The 19997-nt window shown below is 50.2% G+C and carries 14 protein-coding genes and 1 tRNA gene; 10 read left to right on the top strand and 5 right to left on the bottom strand.

Features of this window, described 5'->3' with window-relative positions; all coding sequences use genetic code 11:
• Positions 1 to 95 precede the first annotated feature (95 nt).
• Positions 96 to 431, top strand: coding sequence for a universal stress protein UspB (uspB, locus tag DCX48_13795; protein QXE15501.1), 336 nt, complete (start codon positions 96 to 98; stop codon positions 429 to 431).
• 199 nt (positions 432 to 630) lie between these two features.
• On the opposite strand, the gene pitA is transcribed toward uspB, so the two are convergent.
• Entirely contained in the window at positions 631 to 2136 is a 1506-nt protein-coding gene (gene pitA / locus DCX48_13790; protein ID QXE15500.1) for an inorganic phosphate transporter PitA, read from the bottom strand.
• 276 nt (positions 2137 to 2412) lie between these two features.
• On the opposite strand from pitA, the gene DCX48_13785 reads away from it, so the two are divergent.
• Complete coding sequence (locus tag DCX48_13785; GenBank protein QXE15499.1) at positions 2413 to 3612, top strand: NAD(P)/FAD-dependent oxidoreductase; 1200 nt, start codon at positions 2413 to 2415, stop codon at positions 3610 to 3612.
• A 92-nt stretch (positions 3613 to 3704) separates the two neighbouring features.
• Positions 3705 to 5309 carry an EAL domain-containing protein gene (locus DCX48_13780; protein QXE15498.1) on the top strand — a complete coding sequence of 535 codons (1605 nt, stop codon included), beginning with the start codon at positions 3705 to 3707 and terminating at the stop codon, positions 5307 to 5309.
• A 43-nt stretch (positions 5310 to 5352) separates the two neighbouring features.
• Here the strand turns inward: DCX48_13780 and DCX48_13775 are convergent, their stop codons facing one another.
• The 4 genes from DCX48_13775 to ligB form a co-directional block, all read right to left on the bottom strand.
• The gene (locus tag DCX48_13775) at positions 5353 to 5901 is read right to left on the bottom strand and encodes a virulence protein (GenBank protein ID QXE15497.1); all 549 of its coding nucleotides are present in this window, start codon (positions 5899 to 5901) and stop codon (positions 5353 to 5355) included.
• Positions 5902 to 6304: 403 nt separating this feature from the next.
• Positions 6305 to 6381 (bottom strand) — tRNA-Pro (locus DCX48_13770).
• A gap of 131 nt (positions 6382 to 6512) precedes the next feature.
• Positions 6513 to 8192, bottom strand: a complete 1680-nt coding sequence (gene eptB / locus DCX48_13765; GenBank protein QXE15496.1) for a kdo(2)-lipid A phosphoethanolamine 7''-transferase — start codon at positions 8190 to 8192, stop codon at positions 6513 to 6515.
• A gap of 258 nt (positions 8193 to 8450) precedes the next feature.
• A complete protein-coding gene (gene ligB / locus DCX48_13760; protein ID QXE15495.1) occupies positions 8451 to 10142 on the bottom strand; it encodes an NAD-dependent DNA ligase LigB in 1692 nt (563 codons plus the stop codon).
• Between the two features lie 443 nt (positions 10143 to 10585).
• On the opposite strand from ligB, the gene DCX48_13755 reads away from it, so the two are divergent.
• The 7 genes from DCX48_13755 to DCX48_13725 all read left to right on the top strand — a co-directional run bounded on the left by DCX48_13755 (position 10586) and on the right by DCX48_13725 (position 19962).
• Positions 10586 to 11209 carry a guanylate kinase gene (locus DCX48_13755; protein QXE15494.1) on the top strand — a complete coding sequence of 208 codons (624 nt, stop codon included), beginning with the start codon at positions 10586 to 10588 and terminating at the stop codon, positions 11207 to 11209.
• 53 nt (positions 11210 to 11262) lie between these two features.
• Complete coding sequence (locus DCX48_13750; GenBank protein ID QXE15493.1) at positions 11263 to 11538, top strand: DNA-directed RNA polymerase subunit omega; 276 nt, start codon at positions 11263 to 11265, stop codon at positions 11536 to 11538.
• An 18-nt stretch (positions 11539 to 11556) separates the two neighbouring features.
• A complete protein-coding gene (gene spoT, locus DCX48_13745; protein ID QXE15492.1) occupies positions 11557 to 13656 on the top strand; it encodes a bifunctional GTP diphosphokinase/guanosine-3',5'-bis pyrophosphate 3'-pyrophosphohydrolase in 2100 nt (699 codons plus the stop codon).
• A gap of 5 nt (positions 13657 to 13661) precedes the next feature.
• Positions 13662 to 14354 (top strand): tRNA (guanosine(18)-2'-O)-methyltransferase TrmH, encoded by a 693-nt coding sequence (gene trmH / locus DCX48_13740; GenBank protein QXE15491.1) that lies wholly within the window; start codon positions 13662 to 13664, stop codon positions 14352 to 14354.
• Positions 14354 to 16435 carry an ATP-dependent DNA helicase RecG gene (gene recG, locus DCX48_13735; protein ID QXE17245.1) on the top strand — a complete coding sequence of 694 codons (2082 nt, stop codon included), beginning with the start codon at positions 14354 to 14356 and terminating at the stop codon, positions 16433 to 16435. Before trmH ends, recG begins: the two co-directional genes overlap by 1 nt.
• A 289-nt stretch (positions 16436 to 16724) precedes the next feature.
• The gene (locus tag DCX48_13730) at positions 16725 to 18113 is read left to right on the top strand and encodes a uracil-xanthine permease (protein ID QXE15490.1); all 1389 of its coding nucleotides are present in this window, start codon (positions 16725 to 16727) and stop codon (positions 18111 to 18113) included.
• Positions 18114 to 18270: 157 nt separating this feature from the next.
• Positions 18271 to 19962, top strand: coding sequence for an AsmA family protein (locus DCX48_13725; protein QXE15489.1), 1692 nt, complete (start codon positions 18271 to 18273; stop codon positions 19960 to 19962).
• Positions 19963 to 19997 lie beyond the last annotated feature (35 nt).

The following is a 19997-nucleotide window of genomic DNA, read 5'->3' as shown; positions in this document are numbered from 1 at the left end:
AGCGTCGCTGATAATAACGCTTGTCATCGGACACAGGTGGACAACGGGAAGGTATGGTCATCGAATCTGACGAATAGAACGACCGGGAGGGAAGCATGATTAGTACATTTGCGCTTTTCTGGGCTTTATGTATCGTCTGCATCATCAATATGGCGAGGTATTACTCTTCGTTACGCGTGTTACTGATGATTTTGCGTGACTGTGACCCACTGCTTTACCAATACGTTGATGGGGGAGGTTTTTTTACATCGCACGGTCAGCCAAGCAAGCAAATCAGGCTGGTAGGCTATATCTACGCGCAACGCTATCTTGACCATCACGACCCTGAATTTATTCGCCGCTGTGAGCGGGTGCGGGGACAATTTCTGCTCACGACCGCCCTGTGTGGCCTCATTGTCATCAGCCTAATAGCCATGATGATGTGGTATTAAGGCATTGTATTTATATAATTATTGGTACTTACACAATCTCTGGTATTAACAGCATGAACGTCGATAAAAAGTAAAAAGGCGATTCCCCACAGAATCGCCTTTTTTTATGACGGACATCCTTGTCCGTTCCCCTGCGGGCCGTCGCAAGCGACGTTGAAAAACGTTCCCTACGTTTTTTATGCGTTATAAATCACCGCGATTAGATCAGCTTCAACGCCAGCCAGTACAGCGTACCAGACATCAACATTGAGACTGGCAGCGTCAATACCCAGGCCAGCAGAATGCTTCTTATCGTTTTGCCCTGTACGCCCCCACCGTCCGCAATCATCGTCCCAGCAACCGCCGACGACAATACATGTGTGGTGGAAACAGGCATCCCGGTGTAGCTCGCAACACCAATCGACAAGGCAGCCGTCACCTGCGCCGAAACGCCTTGTGCGTAGGTCATGCCTTTCTTACCAATCTTCTCACCGATGGTCACAGCAACGCGTTTCCAGCCCACCATCGTGCCCAGAGACAGCGCCAACGCAACCGCGACGATAATCCAGAGAGGCGCGTATTCAACCGTCTGCAGCATGTCTTTACGCAGGTTGTTCAGATAGCGTTTATCTTCGCCCGACGTTTCTGGCAGCTTAACCACCCGATCCATCGTATCCGCGATACACATCAACAAGCGACGCACTCTGCTACGATCGTCAGGATTCAACTGGTCGTAACTTTTCAGGTTATTCAGCAGACCCTGAGTACGTTCAATCGCGATCATCACGCGTGAACTATCACAGTGGAATTCTTTCTGACCGTTGCCGGGAATCGTGCTTTCTGGCACAGGAATTACTGGCGGAGACAAATCGATAACGTGCGTCAACGCGTCGCCATGCTGCTTGTAATATTCCTGTAAATTGACAACGGCATCGCGGGTACGGCTGATGTCATAGCCAGATGCGTTCATGTTGACAATAAAACCAGCTGGCGCGACACCAATCAGCACCAGCATAATCAAGCCGATACCTTTCTGACCGTCGTTTGCACCGTGAGAGAAGCTCACACCAATCGCCGACAAGATCAGCGCGGTACGCGTCCAGAACGGCGGCTTACGTTTGCCGTCCTGCTTCTCGCGATCGACGGGCGTCAGATGCACGCGTTTGCGTTTTTTACTGTTGTTCCAGAACCGACGCAGCACCAGCAGCATCAGGCCTGCGACTACCATCCCCACAATTGGCGAGAGCAGCAACGACAGGAAAATGCTGATCATTTTCGGCACGTTCAACGCATCAACGATAGAGGTATCCGTCAGCAAAGCGTTGGTCAAACCAATACCGATAATGGCACCGATAAGCGTGTGGGAACTGGAGGCAGGAATACCAAAATACCAGGTACCCAGGTTCCAGATAATCGCGGCCAGCAGCATGGAAAAGACCATCGCCAGACCGTGCGCCGAACTCACGTTCAGCAATAAATCAGTGGGGAGAAGGTGAACAATCGCATAAGCCACACTCAGGCCGCCCAGCAGTACACCGAAGAAATTAAAGACACCCGCCATAACAACGGCAAACTCGGCGCGCATGGCTCGGGTATAAATAACAGTGGCAACGGCATTCGCAGTATCGTGAAAACCGTTAATGGCTTCATACATCAGCACAAACAACAAAGCCAATATCAACATCAGGCCGGTGTAGTAATCCAGTCCGGCAAATAAATGTAGCATAAACGTTAGGCCATTTAGTGGTCATGAACGCGGCGCATTATCGGCGACAAGCAGGGGTCGGGAAAAGCAAAATATGACATTTTTTTGACTTAATATGTGATGGGGATAGACGGAAAAAGCACTTAATCAATATAAATCAATCAATTATATATTTTTACTAAAACATGCAAATTGTTACGCTGGTATCGAACAGAAACCAACACTACAATTCGCCACCTCGATGGCTTATTTGCCAACGGCAATCCAAGATAAAATCACTCATCGGAGAAATGCATTGTGGAACAGTTTGACGCTGTCATCATCGGTGCCGGTGCAGCAGGCATGTTTTGTGCCGCACAGGCGGGACAACGCGGGCTGCGTGTTCTACTGCTCGACAATGGCAAGAAACCCGGTCGTAAAATATTGATGTCCGGCGGCGGGCGCTGCAACTTTACCAATATGTATGCGGAACCAGCGGCGTATCTGTCCCACAACCCTCACTTCTGTAAATCAGCATTGGCGCGTTATACCCAATGGGATTTCATTAGTCTGGTCAACAGCCACCGCATCGCTTATCACGAGAAAACGCTCGGCCAGCTGTTCTGCGATGATTCCGCACAGCAAATCGTGGATATGCTGGTAACAGAGTGCGAGCGGGCTAACGTCACTCTCCGTCTGCGCAGTGAAGTTACCTCGGTGGAGAAATCAAACGATCTGTTCACCATCCACCTGAGCAACGGGACATCATTCCAAAGCACATCGCTGGTTGTTGCCTGTGGTGGCCTGTCGATGCCAGGCCTTGGCGCGACGCCGTTCGGTTACCAGCTCGCCGCACAATTTGGTATCAATGTACTCCCAACCCGCGCCGCACTGGTGCCCTTTACGCTGCACAAGCCTTTGCTCGAACAGTTGCAAACGCTCTCCGGCGTCTCTGTACCTACCGTCGTCACCGCAGAAAATGGCGTGATATTCCGTGAAAACATCCTGTTCACGCACCGCGGGCTCTCTGGCCCCGCTATTTTGCAGATTTCCAGCTACTGGCAGGCAGGTGAATTCGTCACCATCAACTTACTGCCCGACTGCGATCTCACCCAACTTATCAATGACGAGCGCACAGCTCACCCGAACCAAAGCTTGAAAAACACGCTGGCACAGTGGCTACCTAAACGACTCGTCGAATGCCTGCAAGCGTTAGGACAATTGCCGGATATCACGTTGAAGCAGCTCAACAGCACACAGCAAACGCATATTGAGCAGAGCCTACAACAGTGGCGTGTGCAGCCAAACGGCACTGAAGGCTATCGCACGGCTGAAGTGACCATCGGCGGAGTTGACACTCGAGCACTGTCCTCCAAAACCATGGAGACCAGCACGGTACCAAGTCTGTATTTCATCGGTGAAGTGGTCGATGTAACTGGCTGGCTCGGGGGGTATAATTTCCAATGGGCGTGGAGTTCAGCATGGGCCTGCGCGCAGGCGCTGCCTTTCTGCAAATAGGCACTATAATAACCACTATTCAGCGCTCTCCTTGAATTCACGGAGAAAAGGACGTCTCTACATAGGCCTCTGCTGCCAGAAAGGAGATGTTGATGAGTCCCAGACGTAGTGAACGTAAGATCAACATGTTGCAGTTATTGGTTGCGGGTATGCTGCCGCTGCTGCTCGGATTACTGTTCACTTTTGTAGAGTCCAGATTAATGGTAAAGCGCGATTTGGAATCCACCGCGCAAATTGCCATGAATCATGCTGAGAATATTTCGACACAAGCATGGAAGATGGTGGATCGTCTCCAACACTTTCATGGTCAACCCTGCAACGCCATCGGTGATGAACTACAACGTCTTGGCTCGGTTTTTTCTTACTTTCGTGCGATTGGTGTTACCCATAATAACGACATCTATTGCTCTTCAACTTTTGGCAGCACGCTGACGCCAATAAGCCGCGTCATTCAACAGCCGTTACCAGAAACCTATTCTGAACGCTGGAGCCTGTCGATTGCTGGCTCAGACAACGTAAAAGGACGCCCAGCACTGATCTTCGTCCAGACGCCCCTCTCGGGATACGGTGCTTACGCCATGGTCGATGCGCAATACCTCATTGATCTTATGATTGCGATTAGCCAGATCCGTGGCTATGAACTCATTCTGCAAATGGACAACGGTCACCCGATTCAAACTGGCCCGACGATTACGCCCCGCACCGGCTTATTTTCTACCTCTGCGCTTGAAATCAAATCGGATCGCTTCCCCATTACTCTCCATATTATCGCTCCCGCCGCTCAGGAAATAACGAACTGGATGCAGGCATTTTTCACGTTTCTACCACTGGCAATTATTCTCTCTCTGCTTTTTACTACGGCGATATGGTACTGGCAAAAACGTAAATTATTATTCCGCGATGAAATCCGTAAAGGCATCGCTAACGGCGAATTTTCCGTATATTACCAGCCTATCTATGATGCAGATTCGCGCTCCTGTACCGGAGTCGAAACATTACTGCGCTGGCGGCGCAGTAATGGGCAGTGGATTAGACCCGATATATTTATCTCTGCCGCCGAAGCAGAAAGTATGATCATTCCCATCACCCGGCATTTATTTGATCTGGTCGCATCCGATATCGCCAGTTGGCAGGTAAAACCCGGATTTCATCTGGGGCTCAACGTTGCAGCAGAGCATTTGCATCACCCAAGTTTCGTACCAGACGTACACCGCTTTGCGGAGAAAGTCGCATCCCATTCATTAAGCATTACGTTGGAACTAACAGAACGTAATCTCATCAGCAACGGTCCTGAAATCATACAGCGTCTGCATCAGCTGCGTGAAGATGGCTTTATGATTGCCATCGATGACTTTGGCACCGGCCACTGTTCACTCTCTTATCTGCAAAATTTTCCGCTGGATTGCCTGAAAATAGACCAGGGATTCGTCAGTGCAATTTCATCACCGGATGAAGAAGCCCCTATTCTTGATGCCATTATTAGTTTAAGCCACCGCATCAAGCTTCAATCGATAGCGGAAGGCGTGGAAACCGAACAACAACTCATGTATTTACAACGGCGCGGCGTCAAATATATACAGGGATTCCTTTATGCTAAGCCGATGGACAATGAATCGTTGCGGGTCTGGCTTCACTACAATGGCAATAAATCGATTGAGAGTTTTATGATTAAAAACGAAGAAGGGGAGAAGAAATAATAACCGGCAGAAGCTTGTCCACCGGTTTTCGATGATCGGAAAATCAGAAACGATAACCGACACCAATATTAAAGCCGTCTACACGGGCTTCATAGATTTTTGTGCCTTCGTAGCCAATATCAATCGCCCAGTTTGCTACTGGTGTAATTTGAATACCGGCACCGTAAGCAAATTTGGTTTTACTTTCACTGTAGCTTTCACTGCCTGATTGATTGGGCAATGTATAGTTATACGAGTTTTTTACTTTAGCATGGCCTAAACCAGCAAGCCCATAAATACTCACGACATCATTAATTTGGTAGGAAGGTCCAACCATTAGTGAATAGTATTTAACATCGTCGCTCTCGTGTGAGCTGAATCCAATACTACTCTGGTTGTAATCTTTTTTACCGCCCAGATAGGTAAAAGAACCAATAATACCCAGTGCAGAATCACCCTGATAATGGTACTTGGCCGTAACCCCTTTCAGATCTTTAAAATCTTCGACTTTCGCCTGAGCATAGCCCAATGACACCGTTTGTGTCGCCTGAGCAACAGATATTCCCATGGCACAAGTAATCAGAGTGGAAAGCAGCAGCGTTGTTTTTTTCATAATCGAAACATCTTCCATGTTTGAATAAAAAGACGGTTTCAACAAAGCGAATATATAACCATCGCGAATGTCGGCCGCACATAAATTTACATTTAAATACGGCGAGGTAAAGTCTGTATTATTTTCAAACAACTGAAGAAATAATTACATTAATCATTAAAAAACAATAAGATAAGGATAATTCGGGCCAATTAACGAGCTGTTTTTACTCTGTTTTTTGGGAACATTCCGAACTAAAGGCAGGGAGAATATGCCAATGATCGACATCAAAAACACTGAGAAGAGAAGCCCCTAATCTTATAAAGGACTATTTTTATAAATGACTGGTTTTATAACTGAATTGTATTAATAGACAATATTTGAATAGGAGGAAAGATGAGAATGATTTACTGGGGAAGAATGTTGGTCGGCGAGAGAGGATTCGAACCTCCGACCCACTGGTCCCAAACCAGTTGCGCTACCAAGCTGCGCTACTCGCCGAATTCGGGCGCATATTACTGCTACCTTATTGAGGCGTCAATCCCTTTTTAGCAAAAGGATTTCGGCTGCTGTTAAAGTATCCATTCCTTGTATTTACAGCCTGAAACCGACGTCCTTGTCCGTGGTTCATATCAATTAGCCGGTTTCTGACACCAGTTATTTTTAGGGTTAATACCGCCGTCAGGTGACGTGTATCCCAGACATCCGAGAATCGTGTCAAACAGCTCTTCGTGGCGATGTGTTTTGCCAACACGCTGTTGCGCTTTCAACTGCTCAAACGCATGCAGATTATCGGTGTCAGCCAGAAACTTATCCGATGTCCATACCATCATCGGTGAACGGAACTGCTCAGGCGGTGCCATCTGACGCGGCGTACCGTGCAAATGATAGTTATCATCGATGGACTCACCATGATCGGAGGCATAAAACACAATCGCTTTCTTATCCCGAACCTGATCGATCACGCTATCAATGAAGCTATCGGTATAGAGCACGCTATTATCAAAAGCATTAATCAGCTGCTCACGCGTACAGGATGCATCAACGCCCATACACTCTGGCTGATAGCGCGCAAAACTGCGGGGATATCGCATGGAATACAGGTAGTGAGAGCCTTTGGTATGCAGCACAATCAGATGCTTACCTTTAGGGTAGCGCCCCAGCGATTCCTTGACCTCATCAACCAGCAACATATCCTGCACTGATTTGCCGTCATTGTGTTTCTCTGACGCGATCATTTCGCGGAAGGAATAGTTGTTCGCTTCAATGCTATTGTAAAACCACACCTCACTTTGCATAGCAAACAGTTCGGAGGTGAAGCCCAACTCTTTCATTACAGCAAAGACATTCTGTTCTTTCAGAGTTCGCTGCGGGTTGTCTTCCGTACCGCCTTCTCGCACAAACATACAGCGCATGGAAAGCTTGGTTGAGGTATCACACGATTGGCCACGGAATGCGACCAGATTTTTTTCTTTTGATAACTTCGGCGTCGTATCTCTCTCGTAGCCTAACAGCCCCATATGATCCCAGCGGGTTGTTTCACCAATAATGAAAACCACGTAGGTATCGTCAATGCCTTTCGGCGGGACATAGGTAAAATGCTGAGCCGGATCGAAAAGATTGGAGGAGTCCAGACTCTCGTCATACTTGGTGTACGCAAATAATCCTAACGCGGACAACCAGTTAGAAGGTAGATAAGAGTGAGCGACTACGCCGCCATAGCTGGGCAAATCCACATTGGATTCTCGCTCGGATATCGACTGAATGTTGCCCATATAGCGAAGCGGCATCCAAACCAGCGCAACGACTGCCACAAGAACCAAAAGAGGAATCAAACGCTTTCCCGGTGATTTAAGCTGTTCAATCAGCGTATGACGCAGCGAGTTTTTCCAGATCAAAAACAGCGGCAGCGCACTCACCACCAGCATCCACAGGAAGAAACGAAAACCAATAACTTCTTTAGAAAGATCAATATCCGTGGTCATGACCGCTGCAATAATGCCATAACCAATCACGACATTAAAAAACGTCATGTAATAGCTTGCAGCAACGGAAATCAGCACTAACAAAGAAGCAATAATTCGATAAAAACGACGCCCCCCGAGTGAAATGATTCTCATCAGGAAAAAGGTGAATAAGATACTCGCGGTCAATTCGACAAGAGCGGGAATAAATGTTGGAACCTGGCTACCAGCAGAGAGTGAAAAATAATCAAATCGGCGGTAATACACTGAGATATTGAGAAAAAGGCCAATATAAACTGCCAGGACAAACGATAACTTGGGTTGCGAAAAAGATGCTACAAACTTCATTATGACAAGTGCTCCAACAAAACCTTTCTTATTATCTGAAGCTATACGACAACATCCCCATGCCTGAGTTCAACGGAAATAATCAGACTCTCTCACGCATTTTTATATCGCAAACAGCAAATAGGCTCACACCGTTTAATTGGTAAACTTTACTTATGATTAAGTGGAAAAAACAGAAAAAAATTGTCCTTTTGTGTGAATGAATCTACGAAAAAATAAAAAGTGTGACTCCAACGTTTTCTGAAAAATCCCCCCCGCTTATCTATGTATTCCTTCGAGATCCAACCGAGCAATTAATTCCATAACGATTGGGTGATTCAGGAATGCCATAATCTCTTCTGCGCGTCGTTCCCCAATACCGGAGAACTGTCGCCATTGTTGCGCCGTCCGTTGCTGTAATGCCAACCAATTAACATTATTCAAGGCGCTAATTGCCGAACGAGGAACAGGAATGCCCAGTGCAAGTAGCCAGTGGGATAGCGACTTCTGTCGTGCCGACTGCAAACTCATGTAAATATCTCGCGCCCGCTTATCACCCATACCATTGACGGCATTAAGCTGTGCCTCGGTCAGATATAACCACGACAGCACATCCCCCAGTAAATCATGTTGCATCAAGCGCAGCCACATCCCGTCACGCATTCCCGCCAGATTTAAACCGTGTTCTCCACTCAACCAGACTAAGCGCGCCAAGAATTGCTGTTGGCAAACCACACTATAACGAAAACAGCTAAAAGCATGGAAATTATGTTCATCGGGCGAAACGATGACGGGCCGTTCAGTCCCACGCCATACCACATTATCCAAACGTGGGATCCCCTGCCCAGCCAGGCTGACGCTAACCCGATCGCCCGGCAGCACATCCCATTGTTTCCAACGAGATAGCGAACCCACATTCACTCGACTGACCGATTTGTCATCCAATTTCAAAGGACTAATCTTCAACACCACTGCGACTTTACCCGTCCGCCCGACAGAAAACGCCACATCAACCACTTCAGCAACCTGATGAACAGGCGGGTATTTCCATGCGATCGCCCAGTCGGCCGATGTGTTACGCCAATAGCGCCCCTGCGGTTCTTTAGTCTGGCGGATAACCACGCCATCCGTCACAAAAGGCAGTGGGCTGTGATACCAGTGGTCACGCCATTTCTCCACGTCGGCGAATGACTCAATGGCATGGGTATAGTCTGCCGTCATGGCAAACCCCATTTCCTTCAATTTATCCAGTCGTTCGGGCATCGCTTTTGGGCCATCCGGCCATTCCCAGACAAACAGGCCAATCTGCGATAACACCGGGGATGGCTGATGACGACGCATTTCTCCGGCCACAATCGAGCGTGCATTAACACCGCCCTGAGCATACTGTCGATGATCGGTCATCTTCAGGAAAAGCTCCCCTTGTAATACGAATGAGGAGGGTGCACCGCTTAATAAATGAGGAATATCTGGAATCAGGCGAGCTTTTTCAGTCCAATCTTCACCTTGCAGGCCGTTGCCTCGGCTAACCGCAGATACGAGTTTGCCATGCTGATAAACCAGTGTGACAGCCACACCATCGACTTTTGGCTGAACCCATAAATCCTCACGCTGTACGATCCATTGCACCAACTGCACGCGGTCAGACAATTTTTTCAATCCTGTATGGGCAACAGGATGAGGCTGCTTGCCATTATCAGGTAACCGAGCGGGAATAACGTTTTGGGGTTGAAAGCATTGTGACCACTGGTTTAGCTGTTCCCGCAGTTGATCATAAACATCATCCTCTATCGGGCTTTTCCCTTCGGTGTAATACACGTCATCCCACTGTTCTAACTGCTGACGCAATGCATCAATTTCTTTGCTGGCTCGTGTGTTATCCCAATCAGGGCACACGGCAGCTACCGCAGGGAAACCACCGATGCCCCCAACAACGATGATAATCAAAAATACGCTGTTCCTCAGCCACATAGTACATCCTGCCATCCATTAACGAATGGCCGCAGTACATAGCAACGGAGGGAAAAATACGAGACCCAAAAAGGATAAATGCCAAACGCGCCGCAAGATAATTTATCGTTTGCAGTGCCGATAAAAAGGACAGGAACGCGCTTCGCAATCTAAAAAAGAAACATTGGCAAAAGGTTTGCCCGATGGCATAACGGAAAAACAATCTGCGGAGTATTTATCGCAGCGCGACTGATGGCACATTGGCGTGTATAATGCGGAGAAATGCGCATGTTCCTGCTGTATATACCATAAATAATTCGAGTTGCGGGAAGGCGGCGACACAGTGAGTCCCCAACAGCTTACTCAAGTAAGTGACTGGGGTGAGCGAGGAAGCCAACACACATGCAGCTTGAAGTATGACGGGTATATCAACATCCACCATCGTAACGTAAATAAACTTCATTATGGCTCAAGGCACGTTATATATCGTTTCTGCTCCCAGTGGGGCCGGGAAGTCCAGCCTGATTCAGGCATTATTAAAAACTCAGCCGCTTTACGACACTCAGGTATCAATTTCGCATACCACACGCGCTAAACGACCGGGAGAAAACCACGGCGAACACTATTTCTTCGTCGAAGCTGATGAATTCAAGCGTATGATTCAGGATAGTGAGTTTCTGGAGCACGCTGAAGTCTTCGGTAATTACTACGGTACATCCCGACCGGCAATTGAGCAGGTATTAGCGACAGGCGTTGATGTTTTTCTGGATATCGACTGGCAAGGTGCCCAGCAAATCCGCGCCAAAATGCCGCAAGCGCGCAGTATTTTCATTCTGCCGCCGTCAAAAGAAGAATTGGCTCGCCGTCTGCGTGGCCGTGGGCAAGACAGCGATGAAGTCATTGCCCGCCGTATGTCGCAGGCCGTGGCTGAAATGACGCATTACGGCGAGTATGATTACCTGATTGTGAATGATGATTTCGATCTGGCGCTGCTCGATCTGAAAACCATTATTCGCGCCGAACGTCTGCGCTTGAGCAGACAAAAGATTCGGCATGATGCATTAATCACCAAACTATTGGCAGACTGACGCCTCTTTCAGTATGATGCGCAGTCATTTTATTTCCTGTGGAGTAGCACATTATGGCACGCGTAACTGTTCAAGACGCTGTAGAGAAAATTGGTAACCGTTTTGACCTGGTGTTGGTCGCTGCTCGTCGCGCGCGTCAACTCCAGACTGGCGGCAAAGATCCGCTGGTTCCTGAAGAAAACGATAAGTACACCGTGATTGCACTGCGTGAAATCGAAGACGGTCTGATCAACAACCAGATTCTGGATGTTCGTGACCGTCAGGAACAGCAAGAGCAGGAAGCCGCAGAGATTCAGGCGGTCACCGCAATTGCTGAAGGCCGCCGTTAATCACACCACGAGTCGCCCTTGTACATTTTTGAAAGCCTTAATCTGCTGATTCAACGTTATCTGCCCGAAGATCAGATCAAACGTTTACAGCAGGCTTATCTGGTTGCACGTGATGCTCACGAGGGGCAGACTCGCTCCAGCGGTGAACCCTATATCACACACCCTGTTGCCGTCGCTTGTATTCTGGCGGAGATGCGTCTCGATTACGAAACGCTGATGGCAGCACTGTTGCATGATGTTATAGAGGACACCCCGGCCACTTATCAGGACATGGAACAGCTTTTTGGTAAAAGCGTTGCTGAACTGGTAGAGGGCGTTTCCAAGCTGGACAAACTGAAGTTCCGCGATAAGAAAGAAGCGCAGGCTGAAAACTTTCGCAAAATGATCATGGCGATGGTGCAAGATATTCGCGTCATCCTGATCAAGCTCGCAGACCGTACCCACAACATGCGCACGCTGGGCTCATTACGCCCAGACAAACGTCGCCGCATTGCTCGTGAAACGTTGGAAATATACAGTCCGCTGGCCCATCGACTGGGTATCCATCACCTCAAAACCGAGTTGGAAGAACTAGGTTTTGAGGCACTGTATCCGAATCGTTATCGCGTAATTAAAGAGGTCGTTAAGGCCGCTCGCGGTAACCGCAAGGAAATGATTCAGAAAATCCTGGCGGAAATCGAAGGGCGTTTGACTGAAGCTGGGATTGCCTGCCGCGTTAGCGGTCGCGAAAAACATCTGTACTCCATCTACTGTAAAATGCACCTGAAAGAACAGCGTTTTCACTCCATTATGGATATTTACGCGTTTCGGGTCATCGTCAAAGAGTTGGACACCTGCTATCGCGTGCTCGGTCAGGTTCACAGCCTGTATAAGCCACGCCCGGGTCGGGTGAAAGACTATATCGCCATTCCCAAAGCCAACGGCTATCAGTCGCTGCACACGTCTCTGATTGGTCCGCACGGCGTGCCAGTCGAAGTGCAAATTCGCACCGACGACATGGATCAAATGGCGGAAATGGGTGTTGCCGCGCACTGGGCTTATAAAGAAGGCGAGAGCAGCACCACAGCACAAGTACGCGCGCAGCGCTGGATGCAAAGCCTGCTGGAACTTCAGCAAAGCGCTGGTAGCTCATTTGAATTTATTGAAAGCGTTAAATCCGATCTCTTCCCTGACGAGATGTACGTCTTTACGCCGGAAGGGCGCATTGTGGAACTTCCCGCAGATGCAACGCCTGTCGATTTCGCCTATGCGGTACACACCGATATCGGCCACGCCTGCGTCGGTGCACGCGTCGATCGTCAGCCTTACCCGCTGTCACAATCACTCACCAGCGGTCAAACCGTTGAAATCATTACCGCACCGGGTGCCAGACCGAATGCCGCCTGGCTCAACTTTGTGGTTAGCTCCAGAGCGCGTTCCAAAATTCGCCAGATGCTGAAAAACCTCAAGCGTGATGATTCTGTGAGCCTCGGACGTCGTTTACTGAACCACGCATTAGGCAACGGCCGCAAACTCTCCGATATCCCTGAAAAGTCGATTCAGCTTGAGCTTGAGCGCATGAAGCTCGCTACGCTGGACGATCTGATGGCGGAAATTGGTATGGGTAATGCCATGAGCGTCGTTGTAGCGAAAAATCTGCTGAATGAGCAATCCGAACTGGGAACCTCCGGGTTGCGCAAACTGCCGATAAAAGGCGCAGATGGCGTCATGCTCTCCTTTGCCAAATGCTGTCGCCCCATCCCCGGCGATCCGATCATTGCCCACGTCAGCCCCGGTAAAGGGTTGGTTATTCACCATGAATCCTGTCGCAACATTCGCGGCTACCAGAAAGAACCTGAAAAATTCATGGCGGTAGAGTGGGATAAGGTGACAGAACAAGAGTTTATCGCCGAAATTAAAGTGGATATGTTCAACCATCAGGGCGCATTGGCGAACCTGACCGCCGCGATCAACGCCGCGAACTCCAATATTCAGAGTATCAATACGGAAGAGAAGGACGGCCGCGTATACAGCGCCTTTATCCGCCTCACCACCCTTGATCGCGTTCATCTGGCTAACATTATGCGTAAAATTCGCGTGATGCCGGACGTCATCAAAGTTAACCGTAACCGAAATTAATCGTCATGACTCCTCAACGTTATGCACGGATAAAAGAAATGCTGAACGGCCGTCAGCCCGATCTGACGATTTGCATGGAGCAGGTGCATAAACCCCATAACATTTCTGCCGTTATCCGTACCGCGGATGCCGTCGGCGTACATCAGGTCCATGCGATTTGGCCCACCAGTCGAATGAAAACGCTGGTTTCCTCCGCCGCAGGCAGTAATAGTTGGGTGCAGGTTAAAACCCATCGCACCATACAGGATGCGGTCGGCCACCTGAAGAATGAAGGGATGCAGGTTCTGGCGACCAATTTGTCTGAACACGCGGTCGATTTTCGGGAAATTGATTACACCCGCCCAACCTGTATTTTACTCGGGCAAGAAAAAACCGGCATAACTGCTGAAGCGCTCAAGCTGGCCGATCGGGATATCATCATTCCGATGACCGGCATGGTGCAGTCGCTGAATGTCTCGGTGGCCTCTGCGTTGATCCTGTATGAAGCACAGCGCCAACGCCAGATCGCTGGCATGTATCAGCGTGAAGATAGCCCGCTGGATGAAGAAGAGCAGCAGCGCCTACTGTTTGAAGGGGGATATCCGGTACTGGCTCGCGTTGCAAAACATAAAGGGCTGCCTCGCCCTTATATTGACCATCAGGGTCAGATTGTAGCGGATACCCCGTGGTGGGCCGCGATGCAATCGTCGGGGTGCTGATGAAAGGTCGCCTGCTGAATACCCAACCGCTAAGCACACTTGCTGGCGTGGGTGCCAGTCAGGCAGCAAAACTCGCACGACTCGGGCTGGAAACCGTGCAGGATTTATTGCTGCATTTGCCCTTGCGCTACGAAGACCGCACACACCTTTACCCGATTGGCGACCTCCTTCCCGGTATGTATGCCACCGTGGAAGGTGAAATCCTACGCAACGACATCACCTTTGGCAGCCGTCGCATGTTGACCTGCCAAATCAGCGACGGCAGCGGTCTGCTGACCATGCGCTTCTTCAATTTCAGCGCAGCGATGAAAAACAGCCTCGCGCCGGGACAACGCGTTACCGCTTATGGTGAAATAAAGCGCGGCAAAATCGGCGCGGAGATCATCCATCCTGAATATCGTGTTCAGGGGGATAGTACGCAGGTTGAGCTACAGGAATCGCTCACACCGGTTTACCCCTCCACGGAGGGCATTCGTCAGGCGACCCTGCGCAAGCTCACCGATCAGGCGCTGGAGCTGCTCGCCGCAAACCACATCGATGAGTTACTGCCTGAATCACTGAGTCGATCGCTGATTAGCCTGCCAGATGCGCTACGCACGTTACATCGTCCCCCGCCTGATATGCAGCTTAGCGAACTTGAGCATGGGAAACACCCAGCGCAGCAGCGGCTGATTATGGAAGAATTACTGGCACATAACCTAAGTATGCTCGCCGTGCGGGCAGGGGAACAACGGCATAAAGCGTCTCCGCTACCGACTAAAGACAGCCTGAAACAACAGTTGCTCGCAGCTCTGCCGTTTACACCTACGCAGGCACAAGAGCGCGTCGTAGCCGAAATCGAAATGGATATGACGAAAGATTTCCCGATGATGCGTCTGGTACAGGGTGATGTGGGTTCAGGAAAAACGCTGGTCGCCGCGCTGGCCGCATTACGTGCGATTGCCAACGGCAAACAGGTCGCGCTGATGGCACCAACAGAGCTGCTAGCCGAACAGCACGTCCATAATTTTCGTCAGTGGTTTGAACCACTGGGGCTTGAAGTCGGCTGGCTAGCTGGCAAACAAAAAGGAAAAGCGCGTCAGGCGCAGCAGGATGCCATCGCCAGCGGTCAGGTCTCTATGGTTGTCGGGACGCACGCCATTTTTCAACAGCAGGTGAAATTCAACGGGCTGGCATTGGTCATCATTGATGAACAGCACCGCTTTGGCGTTCATCAGCGCCTTGCGCTGTGGGAAAAAGGCGAAGAACAGGGCTTTCACCCTCATCAACTGATTATGACCGCCACACCCATTCCCCGTACGTTAGCGATGACGGCCTATGCCGATCTGGATACATCCGTAATTGATGAACTACCGCCGGGCAGAACCCCTGTCACCACCGTCGCCATACCCGACTCACGCCGCAGCGACATTATCGAGCGAGTGAATAGCGCCTGTGAGCAGGAAGGTCGACAAGCCTATTGGGTCTGTACGCTGATTGAAGAATCCGACCTATTGGAAGCGCAGGCCGCAGAAGCCACCAGCGAAGAGCTGAAGGCTGCTCTGCCGAATCTCAAGGTCGGATTGGTTCACGGTCGCATGAAAGCGCAGGAAAAGCTGTCGGTGATGCAGGCCTTCAAACAGGGTGAGCTGCAACTGCTGGTGGCGACAACCGTTATCGAGGTCGGTGTGGATGTACCCAATGCCAGCCTGATGATCATTGAGAACCCAGAGCGTCTGGGCCTGGCGCAACTGCACCAGTTACGCGGGCGCGTCGGGCGTGGTGCGATAGCGTCTCACTGCGTGCTACTCTACAAAACGCCAATGAGCAAGACGGCACAAAAACGGCTTCAGGTTCTGCGCGATAGCAACGATGGCTTTGTCATCGCTCAACGCGATTTGGAGATTCGTGGACCGGGTGAGTTATTAGGTACGCGGCAGACTGGGAACGCAGAATTCAAAGTGGCCGATCTCTTGCGCGATCGGGATTTGATACCCCAAGTACATCGCGTTGCCCGCCATCTGCATGAGCACTATCCCGAGCATGCTATTGCGCTCATCGAACGCTGGCTACCCGAGCGCGCACGCTACACCAACGCCTGATCGCAGCGACGCATTCTTCATTTTTTAAAACTATACACTAAATAATTCAAGTTGCAGGAAGGCGGCAAGCGAAGGAATCCCGATGAGCTTACTCAAGTAAGTGATTCGGGTGAGTGAACGCGGCCAACGTACATGCAGCTTGAAGTATGACGGGTATATCCATTTAAATAATAAGGTATTACTCATCAGACAAAATTCATATCGAAAAGATGAGTTAGCAAACGTTTGCTTTCGACAAAGAGATCATTAAAATGCGCTCTTTGTCGTTTCAGGAACGCCAACTTACATCATGACTACCACCACGGAAACGTCCCAAACCGAAGCCGCTGCCGCACCTCAGCGCAGTGAACTCATCTATCGTCTTGAAGACAGGCCGCCGCTGCCGCAGACGCTGTTTGCCGCCAGCCAGCATCTGCTTGCCATGTTTGTTGCGGTGATTACCCCCGCGCTACTGATCTGTCAGGCATTAGGTTTACCCGCTCAGGATACGCAGCGCATCATCAGCATGTCGCTTTTCGCTTCCGGTCTGGCCTCTATTCTACAAATTAAAACTTGGGGCCCAGTCGGTTCTGGTCTGCTGTCTATTCAGGGCACCAGCTTTAACTTCGTGACGCCGCTGATTATGGGTGGGCTGGCGCTGAAGAACGGTGGAGCAGATGTTCCCACGATGATGGCAGCACTGTTCGGTACGCTGATGGTTGCTTCCTTCACCGAAATCATTCTTTCACGCTTCCTGCATTTAACTCGCCGTATCATTACGCCGCTGGTTTCCGGCATTGTGGTGATGATCATTGGTCTGTCGCTGATTCAGGTCGGCCTGACCTCTATCGGTGGCGGCTATGCCGCAATGGGTAATAACACCTTCGGCGCACCCAAGAACCTGCTATTAGCGGGTGCGGTGTTGGTGGTGATTATTCTGCTTAACCGCCAGCGTAACCCCTACCTTCGCGTCGCGTCGCTGGTGATTGCCATGGCGGTGGGTTATCTAGGTGCCTGGTTGATGGGAATGCTGCCGGAAAGCGCGCCTGCGCCACACGATACGGTCATCATGGTGCCCACGCCGCTGTATTACGGTTTAGGCTTTGATTGGAACCTGTTAATCCCGCTGATGCTGATTTTCATGGTGACGTCGTTAGAAACCATCGGTGACATCACCGCTACCTCTGACGTTTCAGAGCAGCCGGTCAGAGGCCCGCTGTACATGAAACGCTTAAAAGGCGGCGTGCTGGCTAATGGCCTGAACTCATGCCTGTCTGCCGTGTTTAATACCTTCCCTAATTCGTGCTTCGGCCAGAATAACGGCGTTATCCAGCTTACCGGTGTTGCCAGCCGCTATGTCGGTTTTGTGGTTTCGCTGATGCTGATCGCACTGGGGCTATTCCCTGCCGTTAGCGGATTTGTACAGCATATTCCAGAGCCCGTTCTGGGCGGTGCGACTATCGTGATGTTTGGTACGATCGCGGCATCAGGAGTACGCATTGTGTCCCGTGAGCCGCTGAACCGTCGCGCTATCATGATTATTGCGCTGTCACTGGCTGTCGGTCTTGGTGTATCACAGCAGCCATTGATTCTGCAATTCGCACCGGATTGGATTAAAACATTGCTGTCTTCCGGTATTGCCGCTGGCGGGATTACGGCAATCGTGCTGAATATCGTCTTCCCACACGAAGAAAAATAGCGCCAGCACGCAATAATTCCTGTTCAGTTCATGTAAAAGCGAGCGGTGATGCAACACCGCTCGCTTTTTACTGTCTGTAACAGCATTACCTATTGAGCCTTCAGGGAAATTGCGGCATAAGAACAGTTCTCCCTGACGATTGGCATGGACTGACACGATGAAATTTATCGGGAAATTATTGCTGACCCTGCTGCTGCTGGCTTTTTTAGCGCTGGTGGTCGTATACGTATTACTGCAAACCAGTTGGGCAGCAGGCTGGGTGAGTAATTGGGTGAACCAGAACACCGACTACCAGTTATCACTGGGCAAAATTAATCATGACTGGTCAACAGCCGATCATATCCAACTCACCGATGTCAGTTTTGGCCAGAAAAACCAACCGCCGACACTCACTGCAAAGCAGGTTTCAGCAGGGTTTAGCGCGCGCCAAGTTACCGAACCGCGCCATTTTGCCAGTCTGGAACTGGAAGGCGGTACGCTGAACCTTTCCTCGCAGGCCGCCACACTCCCTATCGAAGCCGATGTGCTACAGCTGCGTACAATGGCATTACAGGCAAAGGACGGTGATTGGCGTCTGAATGGTCAACAGATCAACGGCGGCATTATGCCGTGGCAGCCCGAAGCGGGCTATCTACTAGGCAAACAAGGGCAGTTCCAGCTCAGCGCCCGTTCACTCGAACTCAACGATATTCCCGCCAGTCAGGTATTGGTTCAGGGTGAAATCAACCACAACCAGCTGATTCTGAGCAACTTCGGCGCTGATGTCGCTCAGGGACAGTTAACGGGCAACGCCAGCCGTGCAGAAGATGGCAGTTGGCAGGTCGGTAGCCTACGACTAAGTAATGTTCGTTTGCAAACGCAGAGAACGCCGGAAGCTTTCTGGCAGCCCGTCACCGAACTTCCCTCTGTTACGGTTAACCGCTTTGACCTGATTGATGCCCGAATTGAAGGGCCGGGATGGGCGTTTATCGACCTTGACGTTGCCCTGCAAAATGTCACGTTTAAACAGAATGACTGGCAAAGTGAAGGGGGAACGCTGTCGTTCAATGCCACCGACATTGTGAACGGCAACATGCACCTTATCGACCCTATCGTAAATCTGGATTTGTCGCCGGCGGGCATTAACATCAAGCAGTTTTCTACCCGCTGGGAAGGCGGTCTACTGCGAACCAATGGCAATTGGCAGCGTAATAATCGTCGTCTACAGCTAAATGAATTTGTTGTCGCAGGGATGGAGTACACGCTCCCCGGTGACTGGCGTCAACGCTGGCAAGCGACGCTTCCATCATGGCTGGCAGAAGTGAATGTGCGAAAATTCACGGCGAATCGCAATCTGCTAATCGATATCAACCCAGATTTTCCTTTCCAGCTAACCGCATTGGATGGCTACGGCAGCGATTTGCTGCTGGCTCGTAACCACCAATGGGGAATGTGGACGGGATCGTTGAATCTTAATGCCAGCAACGCAACGTTCAATAAAGTCGATGTTCGCCGCCCTTCGATAGCGCTAGTGGCCAACGATAATCAGATCGCCATTAACGAACTTAGCGCATTTACGCAAAATGGCATGCTGGATGCCAAGGCGACCATCAATCAGCAACCGGCTCGCAATTTTTCCCTGTCGCTGACAGGGCGCGCTGTACCGCTGGATGTACTGACGCGCTGGGGATGGCCAGAACCCACAACCGCACCGACAGGCAACACGAATTTGCAATTGCAGTTGAATGGGCGGCTTGCCGCCGATACACCGCTGAAGCCGACGTTAAACGGTACGCTGCAAGGCGTGGATAGCAACGACCATCCGATCAGGCAGCAAATGCATCAGGGAGCCGTGACAGAAGCGCAATAAATATTTCGTTTTCAAAATACGGACGAGCAAAGCGT

Source organism: Pectobacterium atrosepticum (assembly GCA_019056595.1).
GTDB lineage: Bacteria > Pseudomonadota > Gammaproteobacteria > Enterobacterales > Enterobacteriaceae > Pectobacterium > Pectobacterium atrosepticum.
Note: the sequence above shows the minus strand (reverse complement) of the source record. Positions and strands in the feature narration are given on the sequence as shown.

What these genes read in the sequence shown, in the direction of transcription:
- trmH (QXE15491.1), top strand. Translation starts at nt 13,662, where the DNA reads ATGACTCCTCAACGTTATGCACGGATAAAAGAAATGCTGAACGGCCGT.
- DCX48_13750 (QXE15493.1), top strand. Translation starts at nt 11,263, where the DNA reads ATGGCACGCGTAACTGTTCAAGACGCTGTAGAGAAAATTGGTAACCGT.
- DCX48_13730 (QXE15490.1), top strand. Translation starts at nt 16,725, where the DNA reads ATGACTACCACCACGGAAACGTCCCAAACCGAAGCCGCTGCCGCACCT.
- ligB (QXE15495.1), bottom strand. Translation starts at nt 10,142, where the DNA reads ATGTGGCTGAGGAACAGCGTATTTTTGATTATCATCGTTGTTGGGGGC.
- DCX48_13725 (QXE15489.1), top strand. Translation starts at nt 18,271, where the DNA reads ATGAAATTTATCGGGAAATTATTGCTGACCCTGCTGCTGCTGGCTTTT.
- pitA (QXE15500.1), bottom strand. Translation starts at nt 2,136, where the DNA reads ATGCTACATTTATTTGCCGGACTGGATTACTACACCGGCCTGATGTTG.
- eptB (QXE15496.1), bottom strand. Translation starts at nt 8,192, where the DNA reads ATGAAGTTTGTAGCATCTTTTTCGCAACCCAAGTTATCGTTTGTCCTG.
- recG (QXE17245.1), top strand. Translation starts at nt 14,354, where the DNA reads ATGAAAGGTCGCCTGCTGAATACCCAACCGCTAAGCACACTTGCTGGC.
- DCX48_13780 (QXE15498.1), top strand. Translation starts at nt 3,705, where the DNA reads ATGAGTCCCAGACGTAGTGAACGTAAGATCAACATGTTGCAGTTATTG.
- DCX48_13755 (QXE15494.1), top strand. Translation starts at nt 10,586, where the DNA reads ATGGCTCAAGGCACGTTATATATCGTTTCTGCTCCCAGTGGGGCCGGG.
- DCX48_13775 (QXE15497.1), bottom strand. Translation starts at nt 5,901, where the DNA reads ATGAAAAAAACAACGCTGCTGCTTTCCACTCTGATTACTTGTGCCATG.
- uspB (QXE15501.1), top strand. Translation starts at nt 96, where the DNA reads ATGATTAGTACATTTGCGCTTTTCTGGGCTTTATGTATCGTCTGCATC.